General features: G+C 38.8%; 16 protein-coding genes, 2 tRNA genes and 2 rRNA genes (1 of these 20 only partly in view). 12 read left to right on the forward strand and 8 right to left on the reverse strand.

The window, feature by feature from the left end; translation table 11 throughout:
• The 3 genes from D9V35_RS00605 to D9V35_RS00615 form a co-directional block, all read left to right on the forward strand.
• Positions 1-2684: ribosomal RNA gene (locus D9V35_RS00605) — 23S ribosomal RNA — on the forward strand (it extends 56 nt beyond the left edge of the window).
• 120 nt (positions 2685-2804) lie between these two features.
• Positions 2805-2920 (forward strand): 5S ribosomal RNA (gene rrf / locus D9V35_RS00610).
• 185 nt (positions 2921-3105) lie between these two features.
• A tRNA-Met gene (locus D9V35_RS00615) sits at positions 3106-3182 on the forward strand.
• A 218-nt stretch (positions 3183-3400) separates the two neighbouring features.
• Here the strand turns inward: D9V35_RS00615 and D9V35_RS09215 are convergent.
• On the reverse strand, positions 3401-3553 hold the full coding sequence (locus D9V35_RS09215; RefSeq protein ID WP_162988510.1) for a hypothetical protein: 153 nt from the start codon (positions 3551-3553) through the stop codon (positions 3401-3403).
• Positions 3554-3813: 260 nt separating this feature from the next.
• On the opposite strand from D9V35_RS09215, the gene D9V35_RS09475 reads away from it, so the two are divergent.
• Positions 3814-5196 carry a glucosyltransferase domain-containing protein gene (locus D9V35_RS09475; protein WP_255415891.1) on the forward strand — a complete coding sequence of 461 codons (1383 nt, stop codon included), beginning with the start codon at positions 3814-3816 and terminating at the stop codon, positions 5194-5196.
• 72 nt (positions 5197-5268) lie between these two features.
• Here the strand turns inward: D9V35_RS09475 and D9V35_RS00625 are convergent, their stop codons facing one another.
• Together D9V35_RS00625 and D9V35_RS00630 are read right to left on the reverse strand one after the other, a co-directional pair.
• A complete protein-coding gene (locus tag D9V35_RS00625) occupies positions 5269-6456 on the reverse strand; it encodes an aldose 1-epimerase family protein (RefSeq protein WP_122122883.1) in 1188 nt (395 codons plus the stop codon).
• A gap of 56 nt (positions 6457-6512) precedes the next feature.
• A complete protein-coding gene (locus D9V35_RS00630) occupies positions 6513-7868 on the reverse strand; it encodes a hypothetical protein (RefSeq protein ID WP_162988511.1) in 1356 nt (451 codons plus the stop codon).
• Positions 7869-8381: 513 nt separating this feature from the next.
• On the opposite strand from D9V35_RS00630, the gene D9V35_RS00635 reads away from it, so the two are divergent.
• Both D9V35_RS00635 and D9V35_RS00640 read left to right on the forward strand, forming a co-directional pair.
• Positions 8382-9587 (forward strand): pyridoxal phosphate-dependent aminotransferase, encoded by a 1206-nt coding sequence (locus D9V35_RS00635; RefSeq protein ID WP_122122885.1) that lies wholly within the window; start codon positions 8382-8384, stop codon positions 9585-9587.
• A gap of 15 nt (positions 9588-9602) precedes the next feature.
• A complete protein-coding gene (locus tag D9V35_RS00640) occupies positions 9603-10829 on the forward strand; it encodes a pyridoxal phosphate-dependent aminotransferase (RefSeq protein WP_155567576.1) in 1227 nt (408 codons plus the stop codon).
• A gap of 52 nt (positions 10830-10881) precedes the next feature.
• Here the strand turns inward: D9V35_RS00640 and D9V35_RS00645 are convergent, their stop codons facing one another.
• The 3 genes from D9V35_RS00645 to D9V35_RS00655 are packed head-to-tail and all read right to left on the reverse strand — an operon-like array spanning position 10882 to position 14467.
• A complete protein-coding gene (locus D9V35_RS00645) occupies positions 10882-12765 on the reverse strand; it encodes a cobaltochelatase CobT-related protein (RefSeq protein WP_122122886.1) in 1884 nt (627 codons plus the stop codon).
• Between the two features lie 37 nt (positions 12766-12802).
• A complete protein-coding gene (locus D9V35_RS00650; RefSeq protein ID WP_122122887.1) occupies positions 12803-13825 on the reverse strand; it encodes an AAA family ATPase in 1023 nt (340 codons plus the stop codon).
• A 48-nt stretch (positions 13826-13873) separates the two neighbouring features.
• Complete coding sequence (locus tag D9V35_RS00655; protein ID WP_110439511.1) at positions 13874-14467, reverse strand: J domain-containing protein; 594 nt, start codon at positions 14465-14467, stop codon at positions 13874-13876.
• A 183-nt stretch (positions 14468-14650) separates the two neighbouring features.
• Between D9V35_RS00655 and D9V35_RS00660 the strand changes: the two genes are divergently transcribed.
• Positions 14651-15277, forward strand: a complete 627-nt coding sequence (locus tag D9V35_RS00660) for a LolA family protein (protein WP_122122888.1) — start codon at positions 14651-14653, stop codon at positions 15275-15277.
• On the opposite strand, the gene lipB is transcribed toward D9V35_RS00660, so the two are convergent.
• Complete coding sequence (lipB, locus tag D9V35_RS00665) at positions 15240-15962, reverse strand: lipoyl(octanoyl) transferase LipB (RefSeq protein WP_122122889.1); 723 nt, start codon at positions 15960-15962, stop codon at positions 15240-15242. The genes D9V35_RS00660 and lipB overlap by 38 nt on opposite strands.
• A gap of 66 nt (positions 15963-16028) precedes the next feature.
• Between lipB and D9V35_RS00670 the strand changes: the two genes are divergently transcribed.
• A tRNA-Leu gene (locus D9V35_RS00670) sits at positions 16029-16115 on the forward strand.
• A gap of 122 nt (positions 16116-16237) precedes the next feature.
• Positions 16238-18520 carry an NADP-dependent malic enzyme gene (locus D9V35_RS00675; protein ID WP_122122890.1) on the forward strand — a complete coding sequence of 761 codons (2283 nt, stop codon included), beginning with the start codon at positions 16238-16240 and terminating at the stop codon, positions 18518-18520.
• Between the two features lie 169 nt (positions 18521-18689).
• Here the strand turns inward: D9V35_RS00675 and D9V35_RS00680 are convergent, their stop codons facing one another.
• Entirely contained in the window at positions 18690-19508 is an 819-nt protein-coding gene (locus tag D9V35_RS00680; RefSeq protein WP_122122891.1) for a toll/interleukin-1 receptor domain-containing protein, read from the reverse strand.
• A 728-nt stretch (positions 19509-20236) separates the two neighbouring features.
• Here D9V35_RS00680 and galU point away from each other — a divergent pair.
• From galU to D9V35_RS00695, 3 genes are all read left to right on the forward strand, one after another.
• The gene (galU, locus tag D9V35_RS00685; protein WP_122122892.1) at positions 20237-21121 is read left to right on the forward strand and encodes a UTP--glucose-1-phosphate uridylyltransferase GalU; all 885 of its coding nucleotides are present in this window, start codon (positions 20237-20239) and stop codon (positions 21119-21121) included.
• On the forward strand, positions 21121-22509 hold the full coding sequence (gene pgmG, locus D9V35_RS00690; RefSeq protein WP_110439517.1) for a phosphoglucomutase/phosphomannomutase PgmG: 1389 nt from the start codon (positions 21121-21123) through the stop codon (positions 22507-22509). Before galU ends, pgmG begins: the two co-directional genes overlap by 1 nt.
• A 96-nt stretch (positions 22510-22605) precedes the next feature.
• On the forward strand, positions 22606-23454 hold the full coding sequence (locus D9V35_RS00695) for a methyltransferase domain-containing protein (protein WP_205910310.1): 849 nt from the start codon (positions 22606-22608) through the stop codon (positions 23452-23454).
• Positions 23455-23598: the final 144 nt, after the last annotated feature.

Genomic DNA, 23598 nt, shown 5'->3' on the forward strand with positions numbered 1-23598 from the left:
CGTAGCACGCTGCGAAAAGCCACGGGGAGTTGCGAGCAAACTTTGATCCGTGGGTATCTGAATGGGGCAACCCCCCTCGCATGAGGGATCATGCACTGAATACATAGGTGCATGAGGCGAACCCGGAGAACTGAAACATCTAAGTATCCGGAGGAAAAGACATCAACCGAGATTCTGCTAGTAGTGGCGAGCGAACGCGGAGCAGGCCAGTGGCTTTGAAAAGGTAAGTAGAATGGCATTGAAAGGCCAGTCAGAGAGGGTGATAACCCCGTATACGTAATATTTTTGAAGTCCTTGAGTAGGGCGGGACACGTGAAATCCTGTCTGAACATGGGGGGACCTCCCTCCAAGCCTAAATACTCCCTGGTGACCGATAGTGAACAAGTACCGTGAGGGAAAGGTGAAAAGCACCCCGACAAGGGGAGTGAAAGAGACCTGAAACCAAATGCTTACAAACAGCTGGAGCCTCTTATGGGGTGACAGCGTACCTTTTGTATAATGGGTCAGCGAGTTTCTGTTAGCAGCAAGCTTAAGCCGATAGGTGTAGGCGCAGCGAAAGCGAGTCTGAACAGGGCGTTAGTTGCTGGCAGAAGACCCGAAACCAAGTGATCTAGCCATGGCCAGGTTGAAGGTGCGGTAACACGCACTGGAGGACCGAACCCACGCCTGTTGAAAAAGTCGGGGATGAGCTGTGGCTAGGGGTGAAAGGCCAATCAAACTTGGAAATAGCTGGTTCTCCGCGAAATCTATTGAGGTAGAGCGTTATGTATTACCTTGGGGGGTAGAGCACTGGATGGGCTCGGGGGTCCCAAAGACCTACCAAACCTAACCAAACTCCGAATACCCAAGAGTATGAGCATAGCAGACAGACAGTGGGTGCTAAGGTCCATTGTCGAGAGGGAAACAGCCCAGACCACCAGCTAAGGCCCCCAAATGATAACTAAGTGGGAAAGGATGTGGGGATTCCAAAACAACCAGGAGGTTGGCTTAGAAGCAGCCATCCTTTAAAGAAAGCGTAATAGCTCACTGGTCTAAACAAGAAACCCTGCGCCGAAGATGTAACGGGGCTCAAGTTATCTGCCGAAGCTGTGGATGTATATCACATGATATATGTGGTAGCGGAGCGTTCTGTAGGTCTGTGAAGGAGACGGGGCGACCCTCTCTGGAGATATCAGAAGTGCGAATGCTGACATGAGTAGCGACAAACAGTGCGAGAAACACTGTCGCCGAAAGTCCAAGGGTTCCTGCGCCAGGTTAATCCACGCAGGGTTAGTCGGCCCCTAAGGCGAGGGCGAAAGCCGTAGTCGATGGAAATCAGGTTAATATTCCTGAACCTGCTAGAAGTGACGAATATGATATGTTGTCAGGTCTTATTGGATTGGCCTGGCTTTTGGAGTATTCCGGGAAATAGCTCTAGCGAATAGACCGTACCCGAAACCGACACAGGTGGACTGGTAGAGAATACCAAGGCGCTTGAGAGAACGATGCTGAAGGAACTAGGCAAAATGCTTGCGTAACTTCGGAAGAAGCAAGACCGGATTTTGGGCAACCATGATCAGGTGGCACAGAGCAGGGGGTAGCGACTGTTTAGTAAAAACACAGGGCTCTGCAAAGTCGAAAGACGACGTATAGGGTCTGACGCCTGCCCGGTGCCGGAAGGTTAAGAGGAGGTGTGCAAGCACTGAATTGAAGCCCCGGTAAACGGCGGCCGTAACTATAACGGTCCTAAGGTAGCGAAATTCCTTGTCGGGTAAGTTCCGACCTGCACGAATGGCGTAACGACTTCCCCGCTGTCTCCAGCATCGGCTCAGCGAAATTGAACTCCCCGTGAAGATGCGGGGTATCCGCGGTCAGACGGAAAGACCCTATGAACCTTTACTGCAACTTTGTAGTGGCATCAGGAAAACGCTGTGTAGGATAGGTGGGAGGCTTTGAAGCATGGGCGCCAGTCTGTGTGGAGCCATCCTTGAAATACCACCCTGAGTTTTTTTGATGTCTAACCAGATCCAGTTAGCCTGGATTGGGACCCTGCATGGTGGGCAGTTTGACTGGGGCGGTCGCCTCCCAAAAAGTAACGGAGGCGCGCGATGGTGGGCTCAAGCCGGTCGGACATCGGCTGTTGAGTGCAATGGCATAAGCCCGCCTGACTGCGAGAGTGACAGCTCGAGCAGAGACGAAAGTCGGCCATAGTGATCCGGTGGTTCCACGTGGAAGGGCCATCGCTCAACGGATAAAAGGTACTCTAGGGATAACAGGCTGATCTCCCCCAAGAGTCCACATCGACGGGGAGGTTTGGCACCTCGATGTCGGCTCATCACATCCTGGGGCTGGAGCAGGTCCCAAGGGTTCGGCTGTTCGCCGATTAAAGTGGTACGTGAGCTGGGTTTAGAACGTCGTGAGACAGTTCGGTCCCTATCTGCCGTGGATGTCGAGACTTGAGAGGATTTGCCCCTAGTACGAGAGGACCGGGGTGAACATACCTCTGGTGTACCAGTTGTTGCGCCAGCAGCACCGCTGGGTAGCTAAGTATGGACAGGATAATCGCTGAAAGCATCTAAGCGAGAAACCCCCCTCAAAACCAGGTCTCATTACGGGCCGTGATAGACCATCACGTCAATAGGTCGGGTGTGGAAGTGCAGAAATGCATGCAGCTAACCGATACTAATAGCCCTTGCACTTACTTGATATAACACACATACACTCATATCGGTCATGTTATGCGATACTGTATGAAACAGGCCGAAATATCCGCTCTTAACCAACCAATCACATACCAATACAACCCTGCAGGGTATATTGGATGACCTGGTGGCAATGGCGGGGTATGAACCACCCGATCCCATCCCGAACTCGGCCGTGAAAAACCCCAGCGCCCATGATACTATGTCTTAAGGCATGGGAAAGTCGGTCGCCGCCAGGTCTTCCAATATACCCCCATGCAATCCCTTGCAATATTCGACAAAAAACTTTCAGTTCCCGCTGAAACATGCACCGCGAGGGAGCGTAGCCTCCAAGTCTGGTCACCACTTGTCATCCTGACATAAGTCCTGGCAGATCACCATACGCCTTGAATACCGTCAGAAAAAGGCATCCTTGTTATACTAGTGCGGGGTGGAGCAGCCCGGTAGCTCGTCAGGCTCATAACCTGAAGGTCAGAGGTTCAAATCCTCTCCCCGCTCCCAATAACTTCCACTCAAAATCGCTATATCATCACGGACAATATCCTGTCGATCCCGTGTTGAGACGCATCATCCTTGTTGCCGATCCTGCTTCCGCAGGCCAGTGGATGAACCCATGTGGTCTGTTGCCTTTGAAAGCAAAAAAAGCCTTTTATCCATGAAACCGTGAAAAAATGCGTCCTGTATGGCAATCTTGGCAAAACATGGCCACTGGGCAGTCTTTATTCCGAGGCTGGCGTATCACTTGAAAATATCATGAATTGTTGCAAACACAAACCTGCAAAACCAACATGAAATCCAGCGCCAAACCCCTCCCATCCCCTCATGCAAAAAATGAATAAACCACTTGTGAATATCGCATGCCCACCTCTCATATACCGTAAAAAACCAAATAAATATCATAACTTAATAAATATAAAAAATTTTTTATAGAATAATTAAATTAGATTGGCTTGTTTTCAGATCAAGATTAATATTTTAACATTAAAATAATTTCAACATATGTAATTTAAAAAATAATATTAAACTGATGTCTATAACCATTCATAAAAAACATTATGTTTTATTAACGTCTATTATTACTTTTATTTATTCTATTCCTTTTTTATTGTCTCCTTATGATTTTGTTGATGATATGTATCGGGCATCTAATGGTGACCTTTTTGTATGGTTCCTTAATGTAAGACCGTTTTCTGTTTGGTTGATTCGTTTATTAAACGGAAGTGCAATAGTTCCCGATCCTTATCCTTTTTCATTTATTATTGCTTTCTTAGCTTTGAATTTAATTTTTCTTTATACAACAGATAAAATAATTCGATCAGAGAATTATTTATTAAAATTAACTATATTTATTTTTCTTTTATGCAATCCATTTTTTTTACAAAATTTATCATATAAATATGATTGTATAATCATGACATGCAGTGTTGCATTGGCATGCCTATTTGTATTTAAAGAAAATAATCAAAATGTGTGTATTGATTATATAATTCGTTCATGCCTAATATTTTCTTTATATTGTTTTTATCAATGTGCTTTGACATTAGTTATTGGACTATTGGCTGTAAAACTATTGAATGATAGTGATCAGGTAGCATTTTCCGGATTGTTCAGGGAACTATTTCTAAGATTATGCAATATATTAACTACATTTTTCATTTATAAAATATGCGTTGTAAATTTTTTGATTACCAACGATTATGGTCCATTAGGAAAGATTATTGTTTTAAATGAACATATATTCATTCATCTTATTGAGAATATCAAAATATATCTATTACTGTTTTTATTGTATATTCAGGAAAAATATATAATAGTATCTTTGATTATTTCATCTGTATTTTTTTTATATACAGTGATAACAGATTTTTTAAAGAAAAATTATAAAAGAATTTGTGTTTTATGCCTGTGTTTTCCTTTATTGCTGGTTGCCATAACGAGTTCAAATATTATATTAAATATACCCAGTGGTAATACACGTGAAATGATGGGTATATCAGCCTTTTTCATTTTTATATTTCTGTATGTTCAAAAAACTGGTTGTCATTCAAAGATAATGCTTTTGGTTCCAATTTGTTATTTATGGACATCTTTGCTTTTGTCATCAGCATTATGTAACCTGAAAAGAATAGATCATCAGAAAAATGCATTAATAGTACAGGAAATTTTACAATCTATTTATCATTTTGGTAATAAGAAAGTGGAGGGGATTACATTTATCCGCGATGATTTGAGGTTTTCTTCTCAACAAACCATTATGAAAACACATCCATTAACAAGGAAAATTTTTGATTTTGTTGGATTGTCAAACCCTTGGTATGTAAACGGCTTATTAAATGGGGAGTATTACATGCATAAAAATGTTATTGGCAGGGCCTCTCCAGATTTTCCAAAAGATGCTAAAGATATTTTTTCTGGCTGTTATATTCAATCGACTTTATATGGTGTTATTTTGTATGTTAAAACAGGCTCTTATTGCGATAGTATTACCAAAAACTATAATCCAGGAACTTTTTAATCCATATATCAAATATTGGATAAGGATTGATTGAACAAGGGATATGTCAATTAATCCCTTATTTTAATTCTGTTATTCTTGTGCGACTGGTTTTTGTTTGATTTGGGTTTCTTGATTGCCCTGAATATTGGTAATTTCCTTTTTCATGATTTCAACAGCTTGCCGATCAAGTAAGGCGTTATATCTCAATTTAAACTCAACTGTTTTTCCGGCATGAAGTTTTTTAAGTCTACCTTGTTCACGTTCAATTGTCATAGGATAGGCAAAATTGGTTCCTGGTTCTATGCCTGTGACGTATCCCTGTTTTTCGGTATCTGTGTTCTTCCATAAAGTTAGAAAGGGAAGTTGCTTAGTATTGAATTCTATGGAAACTCCTTTATTTTCGCTTTTATTATGCAACGCGGCCATGGTGCTTCCATCTTTTTTGGTATAGGGAATGATATTAAATACCATTTCATCAAAATCTTTAGTAGGTTCACGATAAGTTTGCCAATTATCTAGCCCATTTTGAGCATAGTTGTTAAAAGGACTTATTTCTTTAACAGGGGCGATAAATTTTGCATCTTTTTCTAATAGAGGTTTGCCGAAATTGCTATGGTAAATAATTTGATAGGGATGCGAGTAATCGGCATGATTGGTCAAGCGATCATGAAGGGTAAAACTGTGGGAGCCAGGAATATAGGATAGCTCTGTTAGAACACGTAAATCGGTTTTTTTGAAAGTGTTTTCTTTAATTAAGCCTTTTATCTTGATTTCGTATGGAAATAGAGTATCGATCTCAACAATAACTTCAGACGCTGGTGTATTTCCTGCTTTTCCATGAAGGCTATAAAGCTCACCATTGGTGTCGGTAAAAGGATGCCCTGACCATTCATAACCGCAACGTACCATCATTTCGTTAAAACCCTCTAACCATCCGGTGCCATTGCGACTTTGAAGATTTATAAAAGTGGGGTTGACTATCTCCTTTACAGGTGAATCCCAACCCAGGCGAATGCCAGGAGCTGTTGCTTCAATCACATTCATTCCTCGTGTTGGGCTCAGGGTGATGGTCAATCCATCAGGACATTTAATTATGATCAGTCTGGAACCTTCTTGTTTTCCTCCATGCAGGCAAATTTGCTGAATAGAAAATAAAACATCCTCAATGCCAAGCTGATGATTGCTAATCTCCCAATTGCCTAATTCAATGTTATGAGCTGCGCTGGTTAGTGTAAAAGATTTGGTCTGATTTTGAGATAATGAAAATTTTAGTGTCATTTTATTCTCCCGGATTTACAAACAGCACTCATGCATTATTTTGAAGATTTATATGATTAATGCAATAATAATTGAATTTGTTCCTTAAAATTATTTTCACTGATGTAGGGGGATTGATAATAAAAATCGTTTTTTGATTTAAAATAATTGGATAGATCAAATAAATTCTCTTGATCAATATCTCTTATTACCAAATTTTTCCAGGAAGGGCGTATAAATTGCTCGACAGCTTGTGACAAAGCACATTGATCAATACACCAATTGGTAAAATTATGAGGATCATAAGCCCGTTTTATATAATGTTCGATAAAATGAAGAATTTTAGGAGTGATTTCTGAATGGTTTAGATATGTAATTCCGGCTCCCAAACACCAAGGTGCCCCCACGAGCTGATCACCATTTTTATCAAAAGCAAAAAGTCTCAAACCAAAATCATAATTACTAAATAAAGGGAATTTTTTACTGAAAAAATCCTCTGTAACAGTGAGATCAATATCAAGAATAAAGGTTTTTGTAGGATAACGTTGATAAAGTTTTTCCGCAAAAAGAAAACGTAAACAGGTAAAATAGGCTGCATCCCGATAAAGTGAGGAACCATAACCATAGGTAATATGCATATTAGGAATGGTGTTATGAATAAATTCAGAGATATCCTTTAGAAATTCTTTTTGTTGAGATGATGGATTTTCCAATGCAAGAGCAAGAACGATTTTACTTTGAAAATCTACCCTTTTATGTGCTTTTACAAGAGTAAAGAGAAATTTGGGTAAATATTTTAAATACCGGGAATCACAACCCAGAATGAATAGTAAATCGGCCTGTTGATCTTTTAGATCAGCATATGACCATTGCCATTTTTCCAGATGAAATGGATCATCATGTTTATTAGCCTGTTCAAAATTTTGGTATCTCTTTTCTGTTAACCAACTATATACACCACTATCTTCATTGTCGAAATAAACGGAAGTTTCAGGGGCCAGTTCTTTGGATTTTTGAAAGTGATAATCTGCCGAGGGTCTATTATGGAGAAGCCACTGCAATTTTCCTGCATTTAGATGATACCAGGTTGTATCTCCATTTAATTCATATTCCTCATCCAGTAATCCTTTTAACAGATCTCTAAAATGTTCTTGAAGTCTGTCACAATAATAGCCCAGATAAATTGCATAACGCTGTTGAATCGTTTGATTTGCGTCGTGCATTGAATAAGGAAAAAGATAAAGGTTAAATTCGGAGGTTGGAATTGGCAATTTATATCTCTGTAAGATATTGGGTAAAAAAAACATATAATAATTGGTAATTTCACCTTTTTCCAATTCGGACATGATATCCCTTGTTAAGAGATCAGAAGAACAAATGAAATTGAGATACTTTTCCAGTTTTTCTAAAGAAGCATCTATATTTTTTTTCAAGAAAAGGATAGTTGCCTTAAAAAAATAGTAGTCCTTATTGTTTGAATCTATCTCTATAAGAAAATTTATTAACGCTTCAGCCAATATATAATTTTTAAAAGTAAGGCAATATTGGCAGAGCTCTTTTAATATTGTTTGGTTAGCCAGGTTATTTTTAAAATTTTCAGTAATTTGCGTTATATTTTTCAATCCGGGATATATTTTTGCTGGAATCGGTTTTACTTGATTTTTTTTTATGAAATCTAGAACATGATATTTAAGAATAGCCATTTCCATTGGTTTTAAAATCTTTCTTGTTTTAATAAATTTGTTTAAATGAGTTCGTTCGATATAGATTTTTCAAAAGAGAAAAATTAAATTCAATGATCGTTTAAAAGTTAAATGGTCTTATAAAAAATAAAATTATTATAATTAATTAAAACATGATCTATATTATATAAAGTTTTTTATAAATATTTTATATAATGATAAGCTTTATATGAATGAATTATTTACGTAACTGGAATGGTAATAATGGATATTTTATCTGCTCGATTGAAAAAAATACAGCCTAGTCAGACACTGGTGATTAGTGCAAAGGCGCGTGCCATGAAAAGTAAGGGTCAGGATGTGATCAGCCTTTCGGCTGGTGAACCTGACTTTGATACGCCGATCAATATTAAGAACGCAGGCATAGCAGCCATTCAGTCCGGACAGACAAAATATACAGATGTTGGAGGGACCCCAGCTGTCCGCCAGGCAGTTGCCCAACGTTTGAAAGCCGATTATAATATTGACTACCAACCTGAAGAAATCATGGTTTCCAGTGGTGGAAAACAGGTTATATTCAATGCGATGATGGCCAGTCTTAATCCAGGAGATGAGGTCATTATCCCTTCACCTTGTTGGGTTTCTTATCCCGATATTGTAACATTGGCTGGTGGAAAACCAGTTATCATTCCTTGTAAGGAGGAGCACGCAGGTTTCAAGTTGCAGCCCGAACAACTGAGTGCAGCAATTACGTCTAAAACGAAATGGCTGATTTTGAATTCCCCTTGTAATCCCACAGGTGCTGTATACAGTAAAGAAGAATTGCAGGCTTTATGTGATGTCCTGATGCAATATCCAAATGTATGGGTTTTGACGGATGATATTTATTCCAAGCTTGTTTACGATGGGGTGGTTGCCCCAACAGTAGTCCAGGTTGAACCACGCCTTAAAGAACGCACAATTACAATGAACGGTGTTTCAAAAGCCTATTCGATGACGGGATGGCGTATTGGATATGCTGCCGCCCCTGTAGAATTTATCAAGGCAATGATAAAGTTGCAGGGACAGTCCACAACCAATCCCTGTTCCATTAGTCAGGCGGCAACCGTTGAGGCTTTGACTGGTTCACAGGATTCAGTTGCCGATATGGTGGCTACTTATCAAAAAAGGCGAAATCTGGTTTTGGATAACCTAAATGGCGCACCGGGTCTATCCTGTTTAAAACCCATGGGGGCCTTTTACTTGTTTGTTTCAATGAAAAATTGTTTGGGTAAAACAACCAGTAAGGGGACAAAAATTAATAGTGATCAGGATTTCGTAACGGCCTTACTGGAAGAAGAGGGTGTAGCCACAGTTCATGGAGCAGCTTTTATGATGGATGGATATTTCCGTATTTCCTATGCGACAAATACAGAGTTGCTTAAGGAAGCCTGTTTACGGATTAAACATTTCTGCATGAATTTGAGCTAGGGCTAGATATTGGTTATGAATAATGAGGAAATTGCAATTGAACCCGCTCTTGCCTCAAGAATGAGCGGGTTTGAGACTCCTGCAACCATCGCGATGTCAATGCGGGCAAGGGTTCTGAAAGCAGAAGGAAAAAATGTTATTTCCTTGGCCCTGGGACAGCCTGATTTTTTAACACCCAAAATAGCTATTGAGGGAGGTTATCAGGCGGCTTTGGAAGGAAAAACGAAGTATCCTCCTATAGACGGTTTTTTATCGTTGAAAAAGGCCATACAAAAAAAATTCAAGGAAGAAAATGGTGTCGATTATGCATTGGACGAAATTATGGTTGCAAATGGGGTTAAACAGATTTTGTTCAATGCCTTGATGGCGACTTTAGATCCGGAAGATGAGGTCATTATTCCGGCACCCTATTGGACTAGTTATCCAATTATGGTACGATTTCTGGGAGGGAACCCGGTTCATGTTGTTTGTCCTGAAAAAGATAATTTTGTCTTAAAGGCAAGGCAATTAAAAGCCGCTATTACGCCTAAGACCAAATGGCTGATTTTGAATTCCCCCAGCAATCCAACTGGTGCTGTCTGGACAAAAGAAGACTTGCTGGCATTGGTTGAGGTATTGAGGATTAATCCTCAGATATGGATTTTTTCTGATGAAATTTACGAACATTTGATTTTTGATGGGCAACGCCATCATTCATTGGCGGCTTTGGCACCAGAATTAAAAGATCGTATTTTAACGGCGAATGGGGTTTCTAAAACTTTTGCAATGCCAGGTTGGCGTATAGGCTATGCCGGTGGGGTAAAGCGTTTGATTAGAGCGATGCTTAAAATTCAAAGCAATTCAACCTCTGGTGCCTGCAGTGTCAGTCAGGCAGCTGCTACTGCGGCTTTGCAATATGCGCAAAAAGAAGTTGAATCAATGAAACTGGCTTATGATCGACGTCGTAAAAAAATGACGGCCGCCTTTTCAGCAATGAATGGTATAAGCTGTAATATTCCACAGGGGGCCTTTTATATATATCCAGGTATTGCCGGCTGTATTGGAAAAAAAACAGCTCAGGGAAGGTTGATTGCCAATGATCAGGATTTTGCTGAAGCATTATTGGAAGAGACTTATGTTGCGGTTGTTCCCGGATCAGCGTTTGGTTTAAGTCCCTACTTGCGTATAGCTTATGCCGCTGATGATGTCGTTCTTGAAGAGGCCTGTCAAAGAATTTCCCAGTTTGTGCAAGGGTTATCCTGATCGTATTCATTAACACTCCGGTTTTCTTGAGTATTAATGAAGGGGTTGAAAATTATTTAGATTGAATTTTGTCTTTTTCATCAAATAGTTTGGTGAGTTCGTGAATCATTGTTCCCCCCAATTCTTCTGCCTTGGTGATTGTCACGGCATGTTTGTAGTAACGTGTTACATCATGCCCAATTCCAATGGCTACAAGCTCGATTTCAGCACGATTTTCGATTTTGCGAATCATGCGTTTAAGATGATTTTCAAGATATTCTGATCCATTCGTCGATAAAGTGCTATCATCAACTGGTGCTCCATCAGAAATAACCATTAAAATTTTACGTTTTTCTACACGGGTTTTAAGTCTTTGCCATGCCCAAAAAAGTGCCTCTCCATCAATATTCTCTTTTAACAAGCCATCCTTGAGCATAAGGCCTAAATTACGTTTGGCTCGTCGCCATGGCTGGTCGGCAGCTTTATAAATAATATGGCGTAAATCATTTAACCGTCCTGGATTCTGGGGACGTTTGTCAGCCAACCATTTTTCACGACTGCGTCCACCTTTCCAGGTCTGGGTTGTAAAACCGAGAATTTCTACCTTAACGGAACAACGTTCAAGAGTTCTGGCCAGAATATCTCCACACATTGCCGCAATGGAAATAGGGCGTCCTCGCATGGATCCAGAATTATCGATTAACAGTGTTACAATCGTGTCCTTAAAACCGGTTGATTTTTCTTGTTTAAAGCTCAGAGAATTGGTTGGGTTGGTGATTATTCTTGTTAATTTGCTGGCATCGAGAAGTCCTTCCTCCTGATCAAAATTCCAGCTTCTGATTTGTTGCGACATCAATTTGCGTTGTAAACGATTGGCCAGCTTGGATATGATATTTTGTATTTCCTGTAATTGTTGATCAAGCTGGTTTCTTAGGAAGTCTAGCTCGTTTACGTCGCAAATCTGTTCAGCGGTAACTACCTCATCAAATAATTTTGTGTAAATGTGATAGGATGCATCTTCAACATCAGCTAGGGTATCCGGAGGTTGTTGTGAGGGGCCACCAGCTTTTTCAGATTTATCACTTCCCATGACTGAATCTGGTTTTTCTTGATCCTCCATATTCAGGGGAATTTGTGAAAATTGCTGTTCAAGTTCGCTTTCTTGCTGTTCTTGTTTTTCTTCAGGGTAATCTGGATTGCTATCTTTGTTTTGATCGGCAGTATCTTGAGAGGATTCTTCCTTGCCATTATCGGATTTTTCCTCTTCTCCTTCTAGTAAACGATAGGCTTGAAGCAATTGTTTGGTAGCTTGTGCATAATGATCCTGGTCAGTCAAAGCCTCTTTCATGGCCTTGAGAGCTTTTTCACCCAGGGGTGTTAATTGATTGCGCCATAATTGCAGAATTTTACGAGATGCTATTGGTACTGTTTTTCCAGTCAATGTTTCATAAACAAGTAAAGAAAGAGCTTTTGCAGGGGATAATTGTTCCGCCTTGTTCATCTTTGCATGCCCTTCTATATGACTGTTATGTTCCATAACTGCCTGCAGATTGGCGGCAACCCCTGCCATTTTCTTGCTTCCTAATGCCTCCACACGGACTTGTTCCAGGGCATTGAAACTATTTTGTGCATCCTCTGATGTTAAGTCTGGTGGTGAAGGAAGATCATTATCATGATATTTTAGATATAGGGCCAGTGCATCAGCTTGTCCCCTAATGAATTGCAGGGTTTTTGCATCTTGTATTTCTGGTGGTTGTGGAAGATAGACGTTTTCCTTATTGTTTTTGGATTGATATTGACGATTGTTGACCGTGTTTGAACAGAAATTGATATTGGTTGCCGTATAACCACTTAAAGTATGTATGGTACCAATCAGGGCTTGTTTGAAACGTTCAGGATTATAAGCGGTTTGAAAATTGAGTAAATCAGTCAGTCTGTTCTTCTGATTTTTAGGCATTATAATCCTCTTGTTAAATCGGATAATTCAATATTGTTTAAACTGTTTTAGGATCGGTTGTTAAAAGGTCAACATTAAAACAGCGTTGGTAATATTCTGCTACAATTCCGTGTTCTGACAGGTCACATTTATTTAGGAAGGTTAGGCGGAAAGACAATGCAAGATCATGAAAGATTGTATAGTTTTCAGCCCAGCTGATGACAGTGCGAGGAGACATTACAGTAGACAGTTCCCCTTCGGCAAATCCAATTCGGGTTAAATTGGCCAATGCTACCATTGATTCAATCTGTTTTTTTGTTTCTGCGTCCTGAGGCTGTACATTCATTTTTGCCATGATTATTTTAATTTCTTGTGGAGGGGGTAAATAATTCAGTGCGGCAACAATATTCCAGCGATCCATTTGCCCCTGATTGATTTGTTGAGTACCATGATACAGCCCGGTCGTATCTCCCAATCCAATGGTGTTTGCAGTTGCAAAAAGACGAAAGGATGGATCAGGGCGAATAACTCGATTTTGATCCAGCAAGGTCAGTTTGCCTTCTGTTTCAAGCACACGTTGAATGACAAACATAACATCAGGACGACCAGCATCATATTCATCAAAAATAAGTGCACATGGATGCTCTAAAGCCCATGGAAGTAAACCCTCCTGAAATTGTGTAACTTGTTTTCCGTCCTTTAGGATGATGGCATCCTTTCCAATCAAGTCAATACGGGAAATATGGCTATCGAGATTGATGCGAATACATGGCCAGTTCAGGCGGGCAGCGATTTGTTCGATATGGGAGGATTTTCCTGTTCCATGAAATCCCTGTATCATGACCCGTCGATTATATTGAAATCCTGCAAGAATGGCATGAGTGGTATCTAGATCAAAAAAATAGTTTGGATCCAGATCGGGAACCAGTGAGGTTTTTTTTGAAAATCCCTTGACCTCCATATCAAGATCAATATCAAAGGTTTTTCTTACGTTAAACAATTTATCTGGTTTTGATAACATAGAAATGTCAGGTAAATCGGTTTTATCGGGATTAGTTAGGTTTGAAGTTGATCTGGACATAGAAATTATCCTGTGTAGAAGAGTTATTTTAATGATCTAAATGATTTTTTATTTTGCTTCAATCATATTTGTCAAATATGTTCGGAGTAGGGAATAAGCTGCATTAATCTTTTTAAATTTTTCTTCCAAATCCGCGTCACCACCATTTGTATCAGGATGATATTTACGGGCAAGCTTGGTATATCTTTTTTTTAAACTGGCCAACGAAAGTGGCCAGCTAATTTCCAGTAATTGCAAAGCTTTTTGTAATTCTTGGGGGATATTGGGTTTCTGTCCGGTATCATGATGTGTTTTTGTTCTTGTTTTTTGAAAAAGCCGTAGCGGATCATGGAATGATTGCTCATTTAAAAGATTTTTTTTCCCTAATCTACCAAGCTTCCATGAAGGTTTATCCCATACGGCGGCGGAACGCATGTGTTCCTCTATTTGCGCAGTATTCATTCCCCTGAAATAATCCCAGTTTTTGTTATATTCCCGAATATGGCTAAAACAGAACCAATAATAGTCATGTAACTGGTGACGGGATTTTGGTGCCCGATATTCTGCTGGTTCTCTGCATCCTGGCATGTCACAATAACGGTGCGGTGTTGTTTTTGCATTGTTGGGATCAAACATTGTTGCCCATTTCTTTTTAAACATCATAAGTATTTTGATTTCATAAGAAATAGAATAGAAAAGTAAGGAACATTGTTCTTGGAAGAATATCACAAGAATTGGGGAAAAATGAATTATATTCCAAAAAACGGTTATAATTCAAAGGGCATATTAAAGATATTTTATAATTCTGATATAGAATTAATCATCTTGATATAAAGAGGTAAGGCGATGAGAATAGATAAAATCATGAATGGGATATGCAAAAAAATAATATTGCTTTTTCCGTTTATATTAATGGCATGTCAGGCTAATCAGAAAGCAAGACCTACTTGCGAGCTCGTTTCAATTTCAAGGGTTGAAAGTGCCCTGAACGATCCAAGGGGATTTGAGGGACAATTCACGCAAATTTGGTCAAATGGTAATCAATCTGAAGGACGTATCGTATATATACCTGGAAAATTACGTTTAAATTATGAAACCCCTTCCACAATGATTGTTGTTGCAAAGGGTAAAAAAATGGTGGCAAAAAATTTTGACGATCATTCTGTTACACATATTGGATTGGCAAGAAACCCTTTGGGATTAATGCTAATTAGCCCTGTTCATTTATCATCACCCATTCTTGTAACGGCAATACAAAAGGGAACACAGGCTTTGCAAATTTCATTGGCAAGCGGGGATAATCCATCCCAAGGTTTGTTAACTCTACGGTTTCAAGATGTAAATGGTCAGTTAACCCTTGATCAGATGCAAGCTATAGATGTGCGTAAACGGCAAACGGTCATGAATATTTCAAATGTTCATATGGGTTTAAGTGTTAAAAATAATTATTTTGACTATCCTGATCAACCATAAGGTCAGAAGGTGGTGACCGCAATTTTAGAGAATAGACAAACACTTGCTGCCAGGCTTGACAGAGGACTTGGTCTATCGTATCAAATGAAGTATTAATTCCTAGTTCATGCATGCTCGTAATTCCATATTCCTTCAATCCACAGGGGACTATTCCGGAATAATTTTCCAGTTTGGGATTAATATTCAACGCAATTCCATGCCAGCTGATCCAATGGGATAGCTTAATTCCAATTGCGGCAATTTTTTTCTCTTTTTTTGTAACAGGATCGGTAACCCATAATCCGACACGCCCTTCTTTTTTTTCTGCTGCGATATTGAATTGTTGAAGGGTGAGAATGATCCAGTCTTCAAGTTTGTGAATGAATGCGCGGATATCATGATCGGGAAAAGTGGGATGGGGTTTACGTAAATCCATCATTACATAGATGATTCGCATTCCTGGACCATGGTAAGTCCATTGTCCACCCCGATTAGTATGGAAAACAGGAAAATTCTGTGGATTGAACAAATCGCTCTCTTTTGCCGATGTTCCCGCAGTGTAAAGCGGAGGATGTTCCAAAAACCATAGGCATTCTGCCGCTTTCCCATCAAATATTTTTTGAACGTAATTTTTCATCCATTGAATTGCGGTGGGATAGGGAACAACTTTTTTGCTTTTTTGCAAAAATATTGGTGTGATAGCCATTGCTAGAAACTCTTTCATCGGTTATAGAGAAAGCATATTGGATTGAATTATGAAAATCAATCCCGTGCGACCGTGGCGGAATGGTAGACGCGCAAGCTTGAGGTGCTTGTGGGGAAATACCCCGTGGAAGTTCGAGTCTTCTCGGTCGCACCACATTCTTGTTGCGGCTTCAATTATAGAACCTATTTTCTTTTCATTTGCCTTTGATATATAATTTTACCAATTTTACAAAGGTTTATTTGTAAAAATGTCATGATTGCAATGAAGAGGAAATTATGGATCATAAATTTAAGCAAGATGCGTTGGATTATCATGAATATCCAACACCAGGGAAATTAACAATAACACCAACAAAAAGAATGGCGACTCAAACTGATTTGTCCTTAGCCTATTCCCCAGGGGTGGCGGCACCATGTTTGGAAATTAAAAGGGATCCTAGTTTGGCTAGCAAATACACGGCCAAAAGTAACCTGGTTGGGGTTATTTCCAATGGTACGGCTGTTTTGGGGTTGGGAAACATCGGGCCCTTGGCGGGAAAACCCGTTATGGAGGGCAAGGCGGTTTTATTCAAGAAATTTGCTGGTATTGATGTTTTTGATATCGAAGTTGATTCCAATGATCCGGAACATTTCTGTAATGTTGTCGCGGCGCTTGAACCAACTTTTGGCGGAATTAATTTGGAGGATATCAAGGCGCCTGAATGTTTTATTATTGAACAGAATCTAAAATCCAGAATGAATATTCCGGTTTTTCATGATGATCAACATGGAACGGCGATTGTCGTAAGTGCGGCTACCATTAATGCCTTGCGAATTCAGAATAAGAAAATTGAAGACGTTAAATTGATCACTTCTGGGGCAGGGGCGGCATCTATTGCATGTGTAAATTTATTGGTAACTCTGGGATTAAAACCTGAAAATGTCATTTTAACGGATATTGATGGAGTGGTGTGGAAAGGCCGCGATCCAAATATGCCAGAAAATATGGCACGTTATGCCATAGACACGCAGGCTCGCCGTTTGGAGGAAGTTATAGCGGGTGCGGATATTTTTCTTGGTGTTTCTGTGGCTGGAGTTCTGAAAAAAGAATGGGTGGCAAAAATGGCATCCAATCCTTTGATTCTGGCATTGGCAAATCCGGAACCTGAAATCACTCCAGAAGAGGTTGGCAGTATTCGATCAGATGCGATTATGGCAACAGGTCGTTCTGATCATCCAAATCAGGTTAATAATGTTTTATGTTTTCCTTTTATATTTCGCGGAGCCCTAGATGTTGGGGCAACAGAAATAAACGAGGAGATGAAAAAAGCCGCCGCTTATGCATTAGCAAATCTGGCGACACAAGAAGCCAATGAGGTTGTCGTGGCCGCTTATGGCGGTCAGGCACCTGCTTTTGGTCCTGAATATATTTTGCCAAAACCTTTTGATCCGCGATTAATTTTGGAAATTGCGCCAGCGGTTGCAAAAGCGGCCATGCAAACAGGGGTTGCCTTACGTCCGATTGATGATTTTAATGGATATCTGGAGCATCTGATGCAATTTGTGTTCAGAACCAGTCAGGTTATGCAACCTGTATTTGCAGCTGTTCATCAACATAAAGGACTGCAAAAGGTTGTCTTTTCTGAAGGCGAAAATGATAGGGTTTTACGTGCTATTCAAACTATGGTTAATGAACAGATGGTTTTACCTTATGTTATTGGAGATCAGAAAAGGATTCATGAAAAAATTACTCAATTGGGGTTAAGCTTAAAAATTGGTAAGGATTTAACAGTTTATGACCCCCAAAAGGATAACGCATTTTTACAAACACTGGAAAAACCTTATCAGAGATTGGTTGAAAGAACGGGTGTTCCTCCGTCTTTGGCGTATGAACAGCTCTATAGAAGAAAATCAATTCTAGCAGCGATGCTTTTAAGGGAGGGTCATGTTGATGCAGCACTTGTTGGTGGATTTGGTGAATGGTATCGTCATTTTAAGACATTGAAAAATATTATCCCTAAACAGGATGGAGTAAAGGAATTCCATACTATTTCTGCTATGATTCAGTCAAATGTAGCGCTTTTTATGGGGGATACTTATTTACATCTGGACCCTACGGCTGAGGAAATTGCTGAATTAACTTTATTGGCTTCTGAAATGGTATCTATGTTTGGTATGGTACCAAGAGCCGCTTTATTATCTTATTCTTCTTTTGGAACGGGAAAATCTGAATCAGCATTAAAAATGAAAAAAGCCCTGGCCATAATACGTGAAAAGAATCCTTCATTGGAAATTGACGGGGAAATGCAGGGTGATGCTGCGTTAAGTGAAACCTTGCGTTCGAGATTAATTGATGATTCACCCTTGAGAGGAAATGCCAATTTGTTAATTATGCCCAGTCTTGATGCGGCAAATATTGGATTTTCCTTGAGTCGTGTGGTTGGAAATGGACTGCAGATTGGTCCTATAACGCTTGGCACAACAAAGCCGCTTCATGTTCTTACGGAAAATACAACGGCACGAGGTATCGTGAATCTGACAGCTATTGCCATTCGCCAATCATTAAGAAAAAAACAATAAATTTGATTGCAATATTAGGAAAATATTGTAATCTTGTTCAAGATTACTGAATTTACTGTGTATAAAAGAGTGAGAAATCCATTTTTTCACTCTTTATTTTTTCATTAAAAATTGCATATTCGCGATTGCTTGTAAAACACGCATTAAAATTTTGGATAAAATATAAAAATTATAATTCTACAATTAATTGTTTAACTTCAGGGGAAACAGTTAAAATTAGATTTCCGTAAGGGTTAAATGTGCCTGAATGAGATGGTACATTATAATTGAAATGAAAGTTATTGTCGTGTTTGCGTAATTCGTACAAGTGGCATTTTAAAGATTTGTAGCTATAATAAATTAAAGGAACCGGGGGAAGCGTTAATCCCATTTTTGGATCTTTATACATTGTTTTGAGTCTTTTAAAAAAACCGGGATTTATTTTTTTGATTTCCAATAATATTTTTGAAATTATAGAAGACAATGGGCTTCGTTGAGGTAGATCTATCGTATTTTTATTATTTGCTGGAAGATATTTATTTTCAAATTCATTTATTTTTTTAAATAATGAATCGAAGTCTATGATAGGTAAACGGTTAAAGCCGATTTCATTTTTAATGATCTCAAATATATCTGTTATCTTATTCTTATCTGAAATGTTGCCGCCCTCAAGCAAATTTAATGGGCTCGGTAAGGTGTCAACGGTTAATCCAGAGTGACAAAGTGGAATAACATTGATATTTTTTTGCCATCCTGCCCCACATTCAAAACTGATCCAGGGACGTTGAATACTTTTGGGACTGCAAAATACAATCATGATGGCACTATTTTTTAAATTTTCTTCAATTTCATCAAACCATCTTTGACCCGGTTTTATGGAGAAACTGGACGTGAAAACATGGACTTGTCCAAAAAAACTGTCTTCGATTAATTGTTGAAATATACTTGTAAGTTCTTTTTCTTCTGTAATATGACTTAGGAAAATCGTTTTTTTGATTAATTCTGGCATTTATAAAGTGACCTTGTTATAAACCCTTTTTTAACATTATGAATAATAATGACAAATTTAGGAAAGTATACATTAATATTAACAAAATGAAATAAAATAAATTGATCAAGTGGAAGCTGATAAATTGTGTAATAAAATTATACACATGAACTAATATAAATTTTATAAAATATGATTTTCTTCATATGACCAAAAAATTGGCAAAATATATCCAGGATTTTATTCCATATATTGTTTTCACGATAGATTAGCTGTAAAAAGAAAGTATATTTAAATTATTTAAGCTTTTTTTAAATAAATATTATTTAAAAATAATTTAAGTTATTTAAATAGTAATGGTTTTTTAATTAAGTATAATCTTCCAAAGATGTGTATTTTATTCATCTTTGGTTTTTTTTGATTCACATTATATTTAAATATTATCAAGATAAATTTAATTCGATATATTTGTAATAGCAATCATTTCTGGGAAGTTTGAAAAAACAAATTTTTCTGTTAAAATTTAGTTTTATTATGGTACCATTACTGCACATAAATTATAGACATAATTTGATCAAGATTCACATATAGTTATTTAATTAAAATGGAATTTCGCATTTAATTATTGAATGTGGCCTCCTTATCATAATTTTTACATATTCTTATCAAATTGTGAAATAATATTTGTTTTGTTCTAAATTAGACATTAACATATTTGTTTTTATTATTAAATTTCAAGGTAGAGTTCTGTGATTAAACCTTTAAAAAAAGCTGTATTACCTGTCGCTGGCTTAGGAACCCGTTTTTTGCCCGCAACTAAATCAATGCCAAAAGAAATGTTGCCTGTTGTTGATCGTCCATTGATTCAATATGCACTGGATGAGGCGCGTGCGGCAGGAATTGAACAGTTTTGTCTGATTACAGGTCGAGGAAAAGATTCTCTAATTGATTATTTTGATGTTGCTTATGAACTTGAGGATACACTGCGACAAAGAGGTAAAAAAGAGTCTCTAGAGGCTCTCCATCCATCTAGTATTGAGGCAGGTTCTTTAACCGCTTTGCGTCAGCAGTCCCCATTAGGGTTGGGGCATGCAATATGGTGTGCTCGTACATTTGTTGGCGATGATCCATTTGCCATTTTATTACCGGATGATTTGATTATGGCGACGCCAGGATGTTTGGCGCAAATGGTTGAAGTTTATAATGAATATGGCGGAAATGTTGTCGCTGTTACCGAGGTTCCTCGTGAAAAGACATCCAGTTACGGTATTGTGGATATTGAAAAGGATGATGGAAAACTGGTCACGATTTCCGGGGTTGTAGAAAAGCCGGAGCCTGAACAGGCTCCCTCTAATCTTTCAATTATTGGACGTTATATTTTGTCACCTGAAATTATGAAATATCTTTCTAAAATGGAAAAAGGTGCAGGAAATGAAGTTCAATTGACAGATTCTATGGAAAAATTGATTGGACAAATGCCTTTTCATGGGTTGAGATATAATGGGGTTCGGTATGATTGTGGAAGCAAATCTGGATTTCTAGAAGCTCAGATTGCCTTTGCTTTGAAACGTCCCGACCTAGCTCCGGCCATGCGTAAGATAATACAGAAATATGCCCATGAAGAGGTTAAATAATGGAACATCAACGTGTAATTAATTCGACAATCCTGCGAGAATATGATATTCGCGGCATTTATGAACAGACTTTTTTTGTCGAGGATGCCTATGCGATCGGACGGTCCTTTGGCAGTTTGGTCGCAAGGAAAAATGGAAAAAAAGTTGTTGTTGGTTATGATGGTCGGGTTAGTTCGCCTGATTTAGAGGCCGCTCTGGTAAATGGATTAAAGAAAAGCGGTTTGGAAGTTGTCCGTATCGGTCGTGGTCCGACCCCAATGCTCTATTTTGCTTCAACAGTTATGCAGGCTGATGGTGCTGTTATGGTTACGGCCAGTCATAATCCCAAAGAATATAATGGGATGAAATTCATGCTGGGTGGCAAACCGTTTTTTGGTAAGCAGATTCAGGATTTAGGGGCACAGGTTGCGGCTGGTGATGTGGTTCCAGAGGGTAATGGTACAGTTCGCAAGGTTGATGTTTCAGAAGATTATATTAATCGGCTTTTGGAAGATTTTGGGGGAACTGAACGGAAATTACGTGTTGTCTGGGATAACAGTAATGGGGCTGCTGGTGATATTCTAACCCGTTTGGTTCAGAAGTTGCCCGGTGAACATATTGTTCTGAATGGAACGATAGACGGCGATTTTCCCGCTCATAGTCCAGACCCTACTGTTCCCAAAAACCTTGTTCAGCTTCAGAAAGAGGTGGCCAATCGCAAGGCTGATATTGGTATTGCGTTTGATGGTGATGCCGATCGTATTGGCGTGATTGATGACAAAGGTAATATCCTTTGGGGTGATCAGCTTATGGTTATTTTTAGTCGTGATATTCTTGCCAGCAATCAAGGGGCAACGATTGTTGCTGATGTTAAAGCAAGCAAAATTCTTTTTGATGAAATTCAAAAAGCGGGTGGAAATCCTTTGATGTGGTGTACTGGACATTCCTTGATCAAGGCCAAAATGGCTGAATCAAAGGCTGTTCTCGGTGGGGAAATGTCTGGTCATATTTTCTTTGCAGATAAATGGTACGGGTTTGACGACGCATTATACGTTGCAGTCAGAACGCTTGATATTGTCGCCCGGTTAAAGGGTCCTTTATCAGAAGTAACAGAGTCTTTGCCCAAAGCAATTTCTACTCCTGAAATTCGTTTTGATTGTTCCGATGAGCGTAAATTCACTGTTGTCCGTGAAGTGGCTGAACGGTTAAAGGAAGAGAAGGCCAATGTCGTGACGATTGATGGTGTAAGGGTGAATACAGAAGATGGATGGTGGCTTTTAAGGGCTTCCAACACTCAAGCTGCTTTAGTGGCACGAGCGGAGAGTACATCTGATGAGGGATTGGAGCGATTGAAAAATGCTTTAAAAGCCCAGTTGAAGGCTTCTGGTGTGGAATTTCCAGAAGAATAAATTGAGATTAGAATTTTAACTGGTTTCTATTTTTTTATAAAAAGGATACAGTCTAGCGATTGTATCCTTTTTGTTATCTATCAAATGATATATGCCATGAATGTTCCATTATTATTTAACCGTTCTCTTCTGAAATTGCATCGAGATAGATCTGTTTTATATCATTTTGAAATACAGGATATCTTTCAACAATGTACGGATCGGTTACTGGAACGACTTGACGATATAAATCGTTCCTTTGAATTTGCCTTGGAAATCGGAGGGCGAGGGTATGTTTCTTCCTACTTAAAAAATAGAAAAATAAAGATGATATCGGCAGATTTGTCGGCAGATTTGGTCTCAATGAATGTAAATTCGAAAATCTGTATGGATGAAGAATTCTTGCCTTTTAAATCAGGATGCTTTGATCTGGTTATTGCGAATTTTAACTTGCATTGGGTTAATGATTTGCCTGGTACTTTATTACAAATTCGAAGAATTTTGAAGCCTGATGGTCTTTTCCTGGCGGCAATTCCTATACTTCCGACTCTTTCTTTATTACGAACCGTAATGGCTGAAGTTGAAATGGAATATTGTGGTGCTGTTTTGCCGCATATTTCTCCATTACCTGATTTAAGATCATGTGCAAGTTTGATGCAACGGGCTGGTTTTGCCTTACCCACTATTGATAAGGAGGCGATTGAAATTGTTTATCGCTCTTCATTGGCTTTATTTCGGGATCTGCGTTGGGCAGGGGAAACAAATTCCTTGCAAATGCATCAGGCTTATTTTGCAAAAAAAACTTTATTTGCCGAATTTATTGCACGTTTGGAAACTTTTAAACCTATTAAAGTTGATATAAATTTTGCCATTTTAACAGGTTGGTCTCCCGACGCGTCACAACCTCAACCTTTAAAACCTGGTCAATTCAAAATGTCTTTGGAAGAAGCGTTGCGGAATAAATAGAATCAGTTTTAATTTACGAATAATATAAAATTTTTATTTTGGAATTTAATTTTTTAGATTATATGAAAAAAATCTGATTGTTAATTTTTTAGAATAAGAAAAAGTTCTGTATAATTTTAAATTTATTGATCTATTTATTATTGA

The organism is Commensalibacter melissae, from assembly GCF_003691365.1.
Taxonomy (GTDB): domain Bacteria; phylum Pseudomonadota; class Alphaproteobacteria; order Acetobacterales; family Acetobacteraceae; genus Commensalibacter; species Commensalibacter melissae.

Bases quoted from the DNA above. Each gene is read 5' to 3' on its own strand.
- pgmG (WP_110439517.1), top strand. From the start codon at position 21,121: ATGGAACATCAACGTGTAATTAATTCGACAATCCTGCGAGAATATGAT.
- lipB (WP_122122889.1), bottom strand. From the start codon at position 15,962: ATGGCTATCACACCAATATTTTTGCAAAAAAGCAAAAAAGTTGTTCCC.
- D9V35_RS00655 (WP_110439511.1), bottom strand. From the start codon at position 14,467: ATGATGTTTAAAAAGAAATGGGCAACAATGTTTGATCCCAACAATGCA.
- D9V35_RS00680 (WP_122122891.1), bottom strand. From the start codon at position 19,508: ATGCCAGAATTAATCAAAAAAACGATTTTCCTAAGTCATATTACAGAA.
- D9V35_RS00625 (WP_122122883.1), bottom strand. From the start codon at position 6,456: ATGACACTAAAATTTTCATTATCTCAAAATCAGACCAAATCTTTTACA.
- D9V35_RS00675 (WP_122122890.1), top strand. From the start codon at position 16,238: ATGGATCATAAATTTAAGCAAGATGCGTTGGATTATCATGAATATCCA.
- D9V35_RS09215 (WP_162988510.1), bottom strand. From the start codon at position 3,553: ATGAGAGGTGGGCATGCGATATTCACAAGTGGTTTATTCATTTTTTGC.
- D9V35_RS00695 (WP_205910310.1), top strand. From the start codon at position 22,606: ATGAATGTTCCATTATTATTTAACCGTTCTCTTCTGAAATTGCATCGA.
- D9V35_RS09475 (WP_255415891.1), top strand. From the start codon at position 3,814: ATGTATCGGGCATCTAATGGTGACCTTTTTGTATGGTTCCTTAATGTA.
- D9V35_RS00660 (WP_122122888.1), top strand. From the start codon at position 14,651: ATGAGAATAGATAAAATCATGAATGGGATATGCAAAAAAATAATATTG.
- D9V35_RS00640 (WP_155567576.1), top strand. From the start codon at position 9,603: ATGAATAATGAGGAAATTGCAATTGAACCCGCTCTTGCCTCAAGAATG.
- D9V35_RS00650 (WP_122122887.1), bottom strand. From the start codon at position 13,825: ATGTCCAGATCAACTTCAAACCTAACTAATCCCGATAAAACCGATTTA.
- D9V35_RS00635 (WP_122122885.1), top strand. From the start codon at position 8,382: ATGGATATTTTATCTGCTCGATTGAAAAAAATACAGCCTAGTCAGACA.
- D9V35_RS00645 (WP_122122886.1), bottom strand. From the start codon at position 12,765: ATGCCTAAAAATCAGAAGAACAGACTGACTGATTTACTCAATTTTCAA.